Annotated in this window: 12 protein-coding genes; 8 read left to right on the top strand and 4 right to left on the bottom strand. The window is 35.3% G+C overall.

The window, feature by feature from the left end; all coding sequences use genetic code 11:
• Positions 1–166: 166 nt before the first annotated feature.
• On the top strand, positions 167–334 hold the full coding sequence (locus OMO38_RS10900) for a hypothetical protein (protein ID WP_264750206.1): 168 nt from the start codon (positions 167–169) through the stop codon (positions 332–334).
• 454 nt (positions 335–788) lie between these two features.
• The gene (locus OMO38_RS10905) at positions 789–1,898 is read left to right on the top strand and encodes a M14 family zinc carboxypeptidase (protein WP_264750207.1); all 1,110 of its coding nucleotides are present in this window, start codon (positions 789–791) and stop codon (positions 1,896–1,898) included.
• A gap of 54 nt (positions 1,899–1,952) precedes the next feature.
• Here the strand turns inward: OMO38_RS10905 and OMO38_RS10910 are convergent, their stop codons facing one another.
• Entirely contained in the window at positions 1,953–2,459 is a 507-nt protein-coding gene (locus tag OMO38_RS10910; RefSeq protein WP_264750208.1) for a DUF4920 domain-containing protein, read from the bottom strand.
• Between the two features lie 223 nt (positions 2,460–2,682).
• Between OMO38_RS10910 and OMO38_RS10915 the strand changes: the two genes are divergently transcribed.
• From OMO38_RS10915 to OMO38_RS10930, 4 genes are all read left to right on the top strand, one after another.
• Positions 2,683–3,507: a GLPGLI family protein gene (locus tag OMO38_RS10915; RefSeq protein ID WP_264750209.1), complete on the top strand. Its 825-nt coding sequence runs from the start codon at positions 2,683–2,685 to the stop codon at positions 3,505–3,507.
• Positions 3,508–3,541: 34 nt separating this feature from the next.
• Positions 3,542–4,957, top strand: a complete 1,416-nt coding sequence (locus OMO38_RS10920; RefSeq protein WP_264750210.1) for an APC family permease — start codon at positions 3,542–3,544, stop codon at positions 4,955–4,957.
• A 450-nt stretch (positions 4,958–5,407) separates the two neighbouring features.
• Positions 5,408–5,848 (top strand): GPW/gp25 family protein, encoded by a 441-nt coding sequence (locus tag OMO38_RS10925; RefSeq protein WP_264750211.1) that lies wholly within the window; start codon positions 5,408–5,410, stop codon positions 5,846–5,848.
• Between the two features lie 19 nt (positions 5,849–5,867).
• Positions 5,868–7,751 (top strand): type VI secretion system baseplate subunit TssF, encoded by a 1,884-nt coding sequence (locus OMO38_RS10930; protein ID WP_264750212.1) that lies wholly within the window; start codon positions 5,868–5,870, stop codon positions 7,749–7,751.
• 56 nt (positions 7,752–7,807) lie between these two features.
• Here the strand turns inward: OMO38_RS10930 and OMO38_RS10935 are convergent, their stop codons facing one another.
• The 3 genes from OMO38_RS10935 to OMO38_RS10945 form a co-directional block, all read right to left on the bottom strand.
• Complete coding sequence (locus OMO38_RS10935; RefSeq protein ID WP_264750213.1) at positions 7,808–8,107, bottom strand: putative quinol monooxygenase; 300 nt, start codon at positions 8,105–8,107, stop codon at positions 7,808–7,810.
• Between the two features lie 15 nt (positions 8,108–8,122).
• Complete coding sequence (locus tag OMO38_RS10940; protein WP_264750214.1) at positions 8,123–8,803, bottom strand: type 1 glutamine amidotransferase domain-containing protein; 681 nt, start codon at positions 8,801–8,803, stop codon at positions 8,123–8,125.
• Between the two features lie 418 nt (positions 8,804–9,221).
• Positions 9,222–9,791, bottom strand: a complete 570-nt coding sequence (locus OMO38_RS10945; RefSeq protein WP_264750215.1) for a Crp/Fnr family transcriptional regulator — start codon at positions 9,789–9,791, stop codon at positions 9,222–9,224.
• A 196-nt stretch (positions 9,792–9,987) separates the two neighbouring features.
• On the opposite strand from OMO38_RS10945, the gene uvrA reads away from it, so the two are divergent.
• Both uvrA and OMO38_RS10955 read left to right on the top strand, forming a co-directional pair.
• A complete protein-coding gene (uvrA, locus tag OMO38_RS10950) occupies positions 9,988–12,816 on the top strand; it encodes an excinuclease ABC subunit UvrA (protein ID WP_264750216.1) in 2,829 nt (942 codons plus the stop codon).
• A 75-nt stretch (positions 12,817–12,891) separates the two neighbouring features.
• On the top strand, positions 12,892–13,910 hold a 1,019-nt coding region (locus tag OMO38_RS10955; RefSeq protein WP_264750217.1), incomplete at its 3' end, for an NACHT domain-containing protein.

Here is a 13,910-nt window from a genome sequence, read left to right on the forward strand (position 1 = left end):
ACAATTGAACTTGCTCCTAATATACAAAAGTAAATAGACTTAATTGATTAATGATCAGATATTTAGATATTTATTAAATAAAAAATAGAACGTTATCCACAAAATAATAAACACCTGATAACTGACGCAGTTTCCACTTAAAGTATAGCTGGAGATAATATTTTTAATGGAAAATTTCAGCGATAAGGTTGACAGCAAAACACCGTTAAATCTCTGTGATCTGCTTGCTGTCGGTATTTTGGAGCGAGACCACGCGATATGGAGTGGGAGAGAGGCTATCTCGTTGGTTTTACAGTTAATTACGGTTTTTCTCAATACCTGTTTATATTCATAACGCTTATCAGACCTGTATATATAGATGTTTTAACAAAATATTATGAAACTAACCTGGAGTATCAATAAAAATTTGTGTGACGATTTTAGATATACTACCTCAACCAAAATTTTAAATCAAAATGAGTGTGGAAAAATCAAGAATTTAACATGTTTACAATTGTATATTGTAGAAAATTCACAGTGTAATCCCCATTTTACATGTTTAGGATAATAACACTCAAATGACTGAAAATCGACTTATCCACACTTAAAGCAGATGTAAATAATCTATTTACTTAAAGTATATAAATGTTTGAATTTTAGTAGTTTAAATATGTTTAATTAAATTATTAGCAATCCACAATTTAACTAACAGAGTTTTTGGCAATTTACATCGTTTGACGATGTTACAAATGTTAATTTCTTTTTATCCTTTAAAATCATTATTTTTGACTCATGTAAATTACTGCAGAATGAATTTTGAACATTTGTATACTCCAAATCCTGATTTCCCAAACCGATATATTTCCCCTGAGAAATTATTTACTTACCTACAGACTAATCTCAGCGATTACATTCAGGAGATCGGAAGATCGTATTTAGATAAGCCTATTTATAAATTGAGTATTGGAAGTGGAGCCACGAATGTGTTAGCATGGTCACAGATGCACGGGAATGAATCCAACGCTACGCATGCTATGCTGGATCTTTTAATTACACTCGATCAGCATCAGGAATTAAAGGAAGATCTTTTCAGTACAATTACTTTAGATTTTATATTTATGCTGAATCCTGACGGATCTGAAAGATGGACGAGACTTACTGCTGCCGAAATTGATCTGAATCGGGATTTTCATAATGAGTCAAGTACAGAAATTAAGTTTTTAAAGAATCTTGTTTCGTCAAAGAAGTATGATTATGCCCTAAATCTTCATGAGCAACGTACGATTTTCACAACAGATGGAGTACACCCGGCAACACTCTCCTTTCTAGCACCTTCTGAAAATGAAGAAAGAACAGTTACTGAAAACCGAAAAAAATGTATGGCGGTGATCGCAAAGGTGTATGAAGCTTTAAAAGAATCCATTCCCTATCAGATCGGAAGATATACGGATGAGTTCTATCCTACCTCCACAGGTGATAATTTCATTAAAGCGGGAATGCCTACTATCTTATTTGAAGGCGGACATTTTATTGATGATTATACAAGAAAGGGAACAAGAAAATATTATACAGTTGCTTTGTATTATGCTTTAAAAGCTATCAGCGAATTGAAATCTGATACAAAAGGCTGGGAAAAATATTTGGAAATTCCAGAGAATCAGGAGACGCATTATGACATTATTTACAGAAATGTAAAACTGAATACCGATCATGAGTGTATTCTGGATATTGCCGTCCAGTACAGAGAAATATTTGAAGAAGGCAAAGACGAAATATCATTTGTGCCTTTTGTGATAGAAGCGGGCGAGGTAAAGAGAAAAAAAGGCTGGCTGGAAATAGACTGCACCGGAAAAAGATTTGTGAGCGACACAAAATATCCAAAGCTGGATGCCGAAGTCAGTTTTAAAATAGAAGAATAAAAAAAAGCGGAACAAATTAATTTGTTCCGCTTTTATTTTAAATAATATCGAATTTTAGTTAACGACTTTAATTCCGTTCGCCACAAATCTGATTTCTTCTTTTGGTTTTGTAATCGCGTCAATTTCTGACTGAGGCTTTTTAGCATCTTCTGCGTAGTGTTTCTGCTCGTCAATTGAAGTTACTTTTCTCTCCGCATTACCTTCCAAAACTACATTTTTACCTTTCAAAGCTGTTGGTACGAAAAAACCGTAATCTTTCATTTTCACGAAAAACTGAGTGTCATCTTCAGTTTGAATAGTTAACCAGCAACCTTTTTTGTCGCAAACGTCAACCACTTTTCCTTTGATGGCTACATTTTCAACTTTTTTGTTGTCTTTCTTAAGTTTTTTAGCCAATTTTTCAACGCTCATCGCTTTAGATTCTGTTGAAACAACGGTAGAACCATAGGTATCACCTACGATTGCGTTTCCTGCCGGAGGTCCGAATTTCTTTCCTTCCTGAGCAAATGCGAATGTTGATGCACTTACTGCCACTAGAAATAATATGGATTTTAATTTCATTCTTAATATTTTTTCCAAAATTAATAATAAAATTTGAATTTAGAATGATTATAAACTTGATAAAATACAGGTGCTTCTCAAATTCAAAACAAAAAGCAATAATAACTGCTTATTTAGCTATATTTGAAAGGTTAACTGTAAGATATTTTTAGTTGCAGAAGAAAGACAAGTTTATTAGCGGTCTAATATTTCTAAAAGTGAACAGATAAAGGTGATACAAATTATGAAAAAGAATATAATTCTAAAGGCATTTTTGTTTTTTTACTTTATAATATTTTATAACCATGTCATTGGTCAAAATCAATTATTTAAGTATGATCTGGAATATAAACCCAGTCCCTTGCAAAATAACACGATTGTAGAAAAGATGGTCTTAGACGTTGAAAATACAAAATTATCAATTTTCAGAACAGAACATGAAAAGAAATCTGACTCTCTTACTGCAAAAACGGGTTTGGGCTTGGGTAGAAAACCAACATTTGAAAGTCAGTTTTATATTGTAAAAAAGCTTGCTGATAATGAAGTGAAAAAAAGTATCAAGACAATGTATTCAGAGATATTTTCTGTCAATATCAATGAAAAACTTAATTGGGAAATTTTCCCGGAAAAAAGTAGAATTAGAACTTTTGAAGTTCAGAAAGCAACTGTAAATTATGGTGGAAGAAATTGGATAGCATGGTTTGCAAGTGAAATTCCTATTCAGGATGGACCATATATTTTTCATGGTTTACCCGGATTAATAATTAAAATTTCAGATAATGAAAATAATTATATTTTTAGTCTGACAGAAATTAAAGCCTCAGAAGGAGATATTACTTACAGACCCAAAAGCTCAGAATTAACCTGGGAACAATTTGAAAAATTATCTGAAAATTACTATTCAGATCCTTTCGCCACACTAAAATCTATGGGAATACCCATTAAAGTAGATGATGGTAACGGTAATGGTGTTACGCCAGACCTGAAAATTCTTTCAGATCAAATGAAAAAAAAGATAAAAGAAAATAATAACCCAATAGAACTTAATCATAAAATTGATTACAGATAAATCTCTTGTGCAAAAGCCACTTTAATATTTGAATATGCAGAAAAAACTAAAACTTTGGGACGCCACCATGCTCGTGATGGGTTCGATGATCGGTAGTGGAATTTTTATCGTAAGCGCCGACATGATGCGAAATCTTGGTTCGGGCTACTGGATGATCGTAGTTTGGATGATCACCGGAATTATGACGGTTGCAGCAGCAATTAGCTATGGTGAGCTTTCTGCTCTGTTTCCTAAAGCGGGAGGGCAGTACACATATCTCACAGAAATTTTTGGTAAAAAGATGGGTTTCCTCTATGGTTGGGGATTATTTACCGTCATTCAGACCGGAACAATAGCGGCAGTTGCCATGGCATTCGGGAAATTTACCGCTTATCTCGTTCCTTCGCTCAACGACGCGGCTCCTATCTTTCAGAGTGGGGAATTTCAGATCACCTGGATTCAGATTTTAGCCATCGCCATTATTCTCCTTCTGACTTACATTAATACCAGAGGTGTGGAAAGTGGTAAAATTCTTCAGAACGTCTTTACAGGTTCAAAAATATTAGCATTGTTAGGCTTAATTGCTGCAGGTTTTATCTTCGTTGATTTCTCGCATCTTGCAGAAAATTTCAGTTTCGGAACGAATGCATTCAATAATACAGACAAAGACGCAACAGGAAATTTCCTGAAGATCGGCTGGGAATCCATAGACGGAATGACTTTAATGGGCGGAATTGCGGCGGCAATGGTAGGCTCAGTTTTCAGTTCTGTTGCATGGGAAAGTGTGACTTTTGTTTCAGGTGAAATTGAGAATCCTAAGAAAAATGTGGTTAAAGCAATGATCTTAGGAACTTCGGCGGTGATGCTTTTATATATTGCAGTGAATTTCGTGTATTTAAATGCCATCGACCGTGATTCCATCGCATTTGCAGCCAATGATCGAGTAGCCGTTGCCGCTTCGCAGAATATCTTTGGAAGTGCAGGAACGGTGATTATAGCAGTTCTCGTTATGGTTTCTACATTTGGTTGTAACAACGGGTTGATCTTAGCCGGAGCAAGGGTTTTCCAGACAATGGCAAAAGACGGGCTGTTCTTCAAATCAGCGATCGATAATAATAAAAATGATGTTCCGTCAAATGCACTCTGGATGCAGGGAGTTTGGGCTTCCGTTCTCTGTCTGAGCGGACAGTACGGAAATCTTCTGGATATGATCTCATTCGGTATCGTATTGTTTTACATGATCACTGTCTTTGGAGTGATTTATTTAAGAATAAAACAACCCAATCTTGAAAGACCTTATAAAACATGGCTTTATCCTGTAACTCCTATTATTTATCTGATTATAGGAACCGTTTTCTGTCTTCTCCTTTTAATTTATAAACAGCAATATACGTGGCCGGGCTTTTTGATTGTTTTACTCGGACTTCCCGTCTATTACATCATTAACCGTAAGAAAACTACGGATTCATAATTTTGTAGGGAGCTTTTTCCCGCTTTCACTACTCGCTTTTTCATGTTTAGGGCGGCGACCCTGCCGCCGCCCTAAACATGAAAAGAGCTCAGACAGGCCGTTCAATCGGGGCTAGGAACATGGTATCCATTCAGATTTTGTCGTTATAAAGGTTTTAGTCAATTGCAATCTTGCCGAATAGGAGCACTTTAAATATAATATAGCTTTCTCAAATTTAATTAAGATGACTGACGAAAAACCTGATGATCTTTGATAAGCAGATTAACTTTGTCAAACTTAAAACAGCTGGAGGCCAAAAAATTCTTCTCGAATTTTACATTTAAAATAATTATAGCATTAAGATCAACAAAGTTTCAAAAGAATATCATAAATTATTTCCCGAAAATGATTAATTTGGTATTTCATTTACATAATGACACCAAAAAAAATTAAAATAGAGAACACCAATCTATGGACACACCAAATTACAGAATGCCTTTTGTGCCATCAACGCTGATGTCTGAGGGTGGAAGTATTGACACCTGCGACATGGGTGAAAGTATCGCCCACAATATTATGTTGCTTATCACAACAAAGAAGGGCGAAAACAGATATGATGAAAATTACGGAAACGATGTTTGGAATCTGGAATTTGATAACGGAGTTACATCAGCCGTATGGGAAAATGTTTTTATTAAAAGTCTGAAAAGACAGATTCAGGAGTTTGAACCCAGAATCGTTCATCCACAGGTCGATGCTCATGTAGAAATTGTTGAGCACAACTACGATACGAAGGAGCATACAGAAATCAAGAAAAAAGTAAGAATAGCCATTAATGCAAAGATGGAATCCACAGGAGAGCGTTTCAGCTTTTCTACCGAGCTGTTTCTGAGCCCAATGTCAATAGATTAATTACCACCTTATCACAAATATGAATTTAGATCAGAATATTTATTCGAAAGAATCTGTAAAAGCAAGGATGCTTCAAAATGCAACCAAAGTATGGGGATTGAAAAGTCCACAGTCGTTGGATCCTTTTGTTAAACTTTTAATAGATGCTTTCAGCACGGAAGTTTTTAAAGCTAATAACGAAATTCAGACTGTTAACGCCAGAATTTTAGAAAAGCTGGCTAAGCTGTTAACACCGTCAATCTACACGCATCCGATTCCTGCGCACGCAATTGCCTACACTGCACCATTTGAATCTTCCGAAGTTCTGTTGGATCATACCGAATTTTTCTTCAGAAAACAGATGAATTCAACAGTAAAATCGGAATCGGATAAACAGCTTAATATTCCGTACACACCAATTGGCAGTGTTAGAACCAATAAGGCGCAGACGGCCATTATGTTTGTCGGTAATACCTGCTACAGCATTGATGACCGCTTAAACAAAATCCCGATTTCAAGGTTTCAGGGAAGACCTTCAGATTACCGAAAAGTTACAATCGGAATTAACGTTTCGAAATATAGCAACGAAAAGTTCCCAAGAGCTCTTGGACTATACTGTTCTAATCCTGCGTTTGAGCATTTGGATTTTGTATACAAACTGCTTCCCTACGTTACGGTTTCAAGCAACGGAAATCCCCTTTTTGTAAAAGAAGGTTTAACCTACCTTAAAAAAGAACAGGCTGAAGGATATGAACAGCTTTTTCACGAACAGTCAATTCGCACGAAAATCATTGAAGATATTAAAAGTATTTATCACCATAAATTCATTGAAGTAACCGGACTGTCAAGAGATTTGTTTTCAGAATCGGGAACTTTGCCTCAGGATTTAGATTTTTTAAACGGAAGAGAAGAAATCCGAAAGTACATCGACGGGAAAAGCTTTCTGTGGCTGACTTTTGAGTTTCCACCACAGTTTTCGGCCGAGATTTTAGATAATTTCACTTTTGTGCTCAACGCGTTCCCCATTTATAACCGAGGCTGGAAAAAGACAGAATACAGTTTAGACATTATGGGAAATAATATCCCACTGATCACAGAAGAGGGCGAACATTTCCTTTACGTGGATGAAGTTCAGGATGGAGACGGTCGGAAATATACCGAAATCCCTTTTACTCCTTCAGATGATCTTAAAAAAGGTCTGTACACGGTAAGAAAAGGCGGTATGGAAAGATTCAACAACAGAAATGCTGTGGATATGATTTCAAATGTCCTGGAATTGACGAGAGATGAAATCGCAGCATTCTCATTATTGAACCGCGACAACGTAAAAGGAATGCTGAGCGAAATGTCTGACAAGATGAAATCAATGGTGCAGAAAGTAAACAACGCTAAAAGAACAATTAAGCAGGAACTCAACTACGTTATCATGGAACCTGTTGAAAAAACAGACCACACATACGCATCATTCTGGATTACCCACTGTACTTTTGCTAATCACATGCGCCCAGGAACTGAACTTTCAAACCAGTTAAAATCACAGTCTTTGATACTTTTGACGGAAACCATCGGTGGTGCGGAAGAACAGAAAGGTTCAGACAGCATTCAGGCTTACAAATATGCATTGACGACCAGAGATAAAATTATTTCCCTGGAAGATGTAAAAAACTATGTAAGAATGGTTTTGAAGGATGAATTAAAAGATGTCCGGGTAAGAAGAGGAACCATGATCAGCAACAAGCCCAAAGAAGGTTTCGTTCGTACCGTTGACGTAGAAGTGATCCCCCAAAATTATTCTTTCTATGGAAGAGTATACTGGGAGAATATGGCGAATATTCTGAGAAATCAGATTATTTCTAAAGCCATCGACGGAATAGAATACCGCGTCATGATCAGCAACGAAGATGTAGATTTTTTTGAAAACTAAATAAAACAAAATTCTGGAAGATTAATTTTTTCCGGAATTTTGTTATAAAACTGAGATTAAAATACCTGATCCATTAAAATCACTTCTCGGCTTTCCAATAGTGGAACAATCTCTTTCACCACCAGATTCTGATAATTCTCTGAGTTTTTATGAAATTCCAAGGCTGTTTCATTTTCATAACCTTCAAATAAAATCAATGTATTCTGATCGCTTTTGCTTTGATGAATTTTGTAAAATAAATTTCCTTTTTCTTCAGAACTTTTTTTTGCTGCCTGTGTCAGAATTTGCAAAACTTCATCCAGTTTTCCTACTTTAACATTCCATTGGGCATAAACGTAAATTGCCTGTTCGCTCATCTTTTTAGTTTTAATTTATAAATTTTTAGATTCCAGAATAGCGACCATTTTTTCGCCCAAACCCTTTGCAGATGCCGGGTTCTGTCCGGTTACCAAATTACCATCAGCAATACTGTTGGCAGACCAGGCTTCAGCAGCGTGAAAAATTGCACCTTGCTCAGTCAACGCAGTCTGAAGATCGAAGGGAACGTCAGCTCTTGCGTAGTTATCTTCTTCCTCAGTAGTAAAAGAAACTATGTTCTTACCACTGACCAGATAAGTTCCGTCACTTAATTTTACATTAAGTAGTGATACCGGACCATGACAGACAGCTCCTACAACTGCATTTTTTTCATAAACTTCAGCGATGATTTTTTTAAGTTCAGCATCTTCCGCCATATCGACCATAGGAGCCAAACCGCCGGGAATGAAAACCGCATCATAATCATTGACATTTACCTCTGAAAGTTTTGACGCACTGTGCATGTCTTCCCAGCCTTTTCCTGTTAGAAATTTTAAATTTTCCGGATCATCGGCTAAATTTAGCGCATCTAAAAATGGTGATTCGCCCGTCAGACTTGCAAAATCAATTTGATAACCTGCATTTTTAAACTCTGCGTAAGGATGGGCAACTTCGGATAAAAAAGTTCCTGTTCTTCTGTTATTCGGGCCGATTGCGTTGGCATTGGATACGATGATTAATACTTTTGCTTTCATATGTAACAATTTTAATTGATTTTTATTTAGTTTAAATTTCTACAGCAAATGTATGTCGCCTCAAAGCCTCAATTGAAGGAGGAAAGTCACAAAAAAAGTGTGACCGAAATCACACCAATCTTTCAATATTTTAAATCATTAAAATTTATAAATATCGGTTGTGCATTGTAAAAAGGTAATTAAGGGTTTTTAAAATTAACGCAATGGTATTTCTTTGCTAAATGAAATGCCTTTGTTTGTCTTAAAAAAGAATTTAGAGTAAAATCCTTGTCTTACTTTGCGATTAAAAAACGCAAGGAAAGACAAAGAATTATAAAATAACATTTAATAGTGTAAACAAAGGCGTTTGACTCCGTCGAATCTTCGATTTCACTTATTTTTGAAAGACAAAGATTTAAATGCAAAAAGGTTTAAATAATTATTTGTTATTCGAATAAAGTCTGCTTAAAGTTTCTCTGCTCACTCCGAGGTATTCCGCAATATATTTTTTAGGAATTTGAATCATGAGATCGGGATATAATTTTGAAAACTCTTCATAACGTTGCTGAGGTGTGCTTGATAGCAAAATCTTTATTCTGTCCTGTAACGCAACATAACCATTCGTCAGCTTTACTCTGAAAAAATGTTCCATGGTGTGAAATTCCGCAGACAGCTTTTCCCGGCCTTCCAAAGTAAGGCAAAAAACTTCTCCTTCTGACAGACATTCTACAAACATCGTCGATTTTTTCTGTTTAAAATAGCTGCTGTAATCGGTCATCCACCAGTTTTTTTTGGCAAACTGCACAATGTGCTCTTTTCCACTTTCGTCAAGATAATAGACTTTGTAAATTCCATCTACAACCAAGAACTCAAATTGCACATCATCACCTTCATGAAGCAGAAACTGATTTTTTCTGACGTTTTTGTGGGTGAAAAATGTTTTTATAGATTCAAATTCCTCGTCGGTAACGGAAATTATTTCTTCGATATGTTGCCGTAATCTGTTCATGAATGTTGATTAATACGGTGTAAATTTAAATAAAATTAAGGAAGAGAGAAGACGATGATCTGATAAGATTTAGATTTAAAATTTATAAAAATTTATATCGCTTTCATCTAAAATCGGAACTATTTTTAACTCAATAAATTCCATAAAATTCCGTAATTTTGCAAATCGTGATTTTCATGTAAGGTCACCCCAAATTATGAGTGAATCAAAAGAATATATAGAAGTTTACGGAGCCAGGGAACACAATCTTAAAAACATTGATGTCAAAATTCCGCGTAATGAACTGGTGGTCATCACCGGGCTTTCCGGAAGCGGAAAATCGTCATTGGCTTTTGATACCATTTTTGCCGAAGGTCAGCGTCGTTATATAGAAACTTTCTCTGCGTATGCACGTCAGTTTTTAGGTGGTTTGGAACGTCCGGATGTCGATAAAATTGAAGGATTGTCTCCCGTCATTGCGATTGAGCAGAAAACAACCAATAAGAATCCACGCTCTACAGTAGGAACGGTGACTGAACTTTACGATTATCTCCGTCTTTTGTTTGCAAGGGTTTCTGATGCCTACTCTCAGACGACGGGAAAGAAACTGGTAAGCTACACTGAAGATCAGATTTTAGAGACCATTAAAGAAAACTACAAAGGCGAAAAGCTCATGTTGATGGCTCCGGTTGTGCGTTCAAGAAAAGGTCATTACCACGAACTTTTTGTTCAGATGGCCAAAAAAGGATACGGACAGGCAAGAATTGACGGAGAGCTTCAGGATATTGAGTATGATTTAAAACTCGACCGTTACAAAACCCACGATATCGATATCGTTATCGACCGTTGGATCATTGGTGAATCTGCCTCTGAAGCCAGAATGGAGAAATCATTGAGAACTGCCATGGAAATGGGGGAAGGGGTCATTGGAATTCAAAAGCTTGGAAGTACAGAGATCGAATATTTCTCGAAAAATTTAATGGATGCCGAAACCGGTCACTCATTAGCTTTACCTGAGCCAAATACGTTTTCTTTCAACTCTCCGAAAGGAAGTTGCCCAAGCTGTAAAGGTTTAGGGACTATTAAAAAAATCAACACCGATTATTTTGTTGAAAATCCTAAATTATCAATTAATCAGGGAGGTTTGCTGCCTTTGGAAGATATTAAATCGAACAAGTGGATTTTAGCGCAAATCAAAAATATTCTTGAAATCTTCGGTTTGGGATTGACGACTCCCTTTAAAGATATTCCTGCAGAAGCGTTGGATTATATGTACAACGGATGTCACAAAGAATTTAATAAAGACCTGAAATACGCAGGAATTACCAAAAAAATAAAAATCAGTTTTGATGGTTTGATTCCTTTTATGGAGGAAATCATTGATGAGAAAGAATCTTATGAAGGTGTTTTGCTTGAAAGACATTTCACTACCGAAGAAACCTGTCCTGAATGTAAAGGAACCCGTCTTCAGCCTGGAAGTTTAAGTTTTAAAATTGACGGAAAAAATATCGCTGAGATTAACGGTTTAAGTTTGTCTGATTTAAAAGATTGGCTGAGAGACGTAAAAGATAAATTTTCGCCGAAAAATGCGATTATCGCTCACGAAATTTTAAAGGAAATAGAAACCAGACTTCAGTTTTTGCTTGATGTAGGTTTGGAATATTTAAGTCTGAGCAGAAGTTCAAAAACGCTCTCCGGTGGAGAATCCCAGAGAATCCGTTTGGCAACGCAGATTGGATCTCAGCTTGTGAATGTTTTATATATTCTGGATGAACCAAGTATCGGTTTGCACCAGAGAGATAATGAACGACTGATTAATTCATTAAAAAATCTTCGTGACATCGGAAACTCAGTGTTGGTGGTAGAGCACGACAAAGATATGATTATGGAAGCCGATGAGGTTTTGGACATTGGTCCGAGAGCCGGAAAATTCGGTGGAGAAATTCTTTGGCAGGGAAAACCTGCAGATTTACTGAAAGCAGATACGATTACAGCAGATTATATCAACGGAAAGAGAAAAATTGCCATTCCGGAAGTAAGAAGAGAAGGGAATGGGAAAAGTATTGTCTTGAAAGGCGCTACAGGAAACAATCTTAAAAATGTTACGCTTGATATTCCTTTAGGAAAACTGGTGGTTGTGACCGGAATTTCAGGAAGTGGAAAATCATCTCTGATTAACGGAACTCTGTACCCGATTCTGAACAAGCATTTTTACAGAGCCGTTCAGGAACCTTTACCGTACAAGAAAGTTGAAGGTCTTGACAATATCGATAAAATTGTAGACGTTGATCAGACTCCGATTGGAAGAACACCACGTTCAAATCCCGCAACCTACACCGGAATGTTCACCGATATCAGAAATCTTTTTTCTGAACTGCCTGAATCTAAAATCCGTGGTTATAAACCCGGAAGATTTTCTTTTAACGTGAAAGGAGGAAGATGCGAAACCTGTCAGGGAGGCGGTTTGAAAGTGATTGAAATGAACTTCTTACCCGATGTTTACGTTCATTGTGAAACCTGCAACGGAAAACGCTTCAACAGAGAAACGCTGGAAGTCCGTTACAAAGGAAAATCGATTTCTGATGTTTTGGATATGACGATTGATGAAGCGGTAGATTTCTTCCAGCCGATTCCTAAAATTTTTGCAAGAGTGAAAACTTTGCAGGATGTTGGTTTGGGTTACATCACCATGGGACAACAGTCGACCACACTTTCCGGCGGTGAAGCGCAGCGTATCAAACTGGCAACAGAACTCGCAAAAAGACAGACTGGAAATACTTTATATATTCTTGACGAACCGACAACCGGACTTCATTTTGAAGATGTGAAAATCCTTATGGATGCGATCAATAAATTGGTAGAATTAGGAAATTCATTCATTATCATCGAACATAATATGGATGTTATCAAACTGGCAGATCATATTATTGATGTCGGTCCGGAAGGTGGAAAATACGGCGGTGAGATTATTGCGAAAGGAACACCGGAAGAGATTATTAAATCGAAGAAGAGTTTGACAGGGAAGTATTTGAAAAAGGAGATGTAAAAGAAATCAATTTAGAAAGAGAAAAGAATTTGCGAAAGCAGATTCTTTTTTTATTTTTATATAAACTAATGATTAATGGACAAGTTAAGAGAAATTATAGATTTTGACACTTTAGATATTTCAAAGTTTTATTTAGGTAAAATTTCAGAAAATTACTATCATGAAAAAAGATTTATTAAAGATAAAATTGAAGGTGATACACTTGATATAAACTTTTATTTAAATAGTAAAAAGGAAGAAAAACAATTGATAGATATAGTATTAAATCAAGACAAAACAGTTTTATTAGGAAATCCAGGAATTGGAAAAACTAAAGAATTAGAGGTTTTATTTAAAACATTATGGGAGAGAAAAAATGAACTAGAAATAATCCCTTTTTTTATAAATATTAATATTTTTCGAAATTCTAAAAATTTTGAAGATTTAATAAAATATAAAGATTGGAAAGACTTTGAGAAAAAGTGTTTTATAATTGATGGTTTAGATGAAATTCCGGATCCTCAAGATTTCATTTCTGCTTTAAAATTCTTTTTAGAAAATTATAACGAAAGTATAAAAATAATAATTTCTTGTAGAACAAATATTTATGAAAAGTACTTGCTTAGGATTGATGATTTTGAATATTATTACTTAAACAATCTAAGTGACTTACAAATTATAAATATTCTAAAAAACACCTTTGCAATCAATATTACTTTTGAGGATTTGGATAAATATAGAGTTTTTTTAGAAAATCCTTTTAATTTAAATTTATTTGGTCATTTTTATAAAGAAAATCAAAAATTCCCACAAACTATTTTCGAAGCATTTGAACTCTCAATTGACCAAGAACTGATTTTGTTGAATAAAAAAAAGTTTGTTAAAAGTGAATTAATTGACGAAATACATGCTAAACATATTCTGACAGAAATCGCAATAATTAATGAATTAATGCACCAAAATTATATTGAAAGTGAAGACCTTTATAATTTAATAGGTAAAGAGGATAAATCTTTAATAGAAAAAATTTCATTAATAGAAAAAAATCAAGATTCAAAAAAATTCATTTTTAGACATCAAAATTATCAGGAATTTTTGTCAGCGAAGTATATTTC

Source organism: Chryseobacterium kimseyorum (genome assembly GCF_025971945.1).
GTDB lineage: Bacteria > Bacteroidota > Bacteroidia > Flavobacteriales > Weeksellaceae > Chryseobacterium > Chryseobacterium kimseyorum.

Bases quoted from the DNA above. Each gene is read 5' to 3' on its own strand.
- OMO38_RS10920 (WP_264750210.1), top strand. From the start codon at position 3,542: ATGCAGAAAAAACTAAAACTTTGGGACGCCACCATGCTCGTGATGGGT.
- OMO38_RS10910 (WP_264750208.1), bottom strand. From the start codon at position 2,459: ATGAAATTAAAATCCATATTATTTCTAGTGGCAGTAAGTGCATCAACA.
- OMO38_RS10905 (WP_264750207.1), top strand. From the start codon at position 789: ATGAATTTTGAACATTTGTATACTCCAAATCCTGATTTCCCAAACCGA.
- OMO38_RS10900 (WP_264750206.1), top strand. From the start codon at position 167: ATGGAAAATTTCAGCGATAAGGTTGACAGCAAAACACCGTTAAATCTC.
- OMO38_RS10930 (WP_264750212.1), top strand. From the start codon at position 5,868: ATGAATTTAGATCAGAATATTTATTCGAAAGAATCTGTAAAAGCAAGG.
- uvrA (WP_264750216.1), top strand. From the start codon at position 9,988: ATGAGTGAATCAAAAGAATATATAGAAGTTTACGGAGCCAGGGAACAC.
- OMO38_RS10925 (WP_264750211.1), top strand. From the start codon at position 5,408: ATGGACACACCAAATTACAGAATGCCTTTTGTGCCATCAACGCTGATG.
- OMO38_RS10945 (WP_264750215.1), bottom strand. From the start codon at position 9,791: ATGAACAGATTACGGCAACATATCGAAGAAATAATTTCCGTTACCGAC.
- OMO38_RS10935 (WP_264750213.1), bottom strand. From the start codon at position 8,107: ATGAGCGAACAGGCAATTTACGTTTATGCCCAATGGAATGTTAAAGTA.
- OMO38_RS10940 (WP_264750214.1), bottom strand. From the start codon at position 8,803: ATGAAAGCAAAAGTATTAATCATCGTATCCAATGCCAACGCAATCGGC.
- OMO38_RS10915 (WP_264750209.1), top strand. From the start codon at position 2,683: ATGAAAAAGAATATAATTCTAAAGGCATTTTTGTTTTTTTACTTTATA.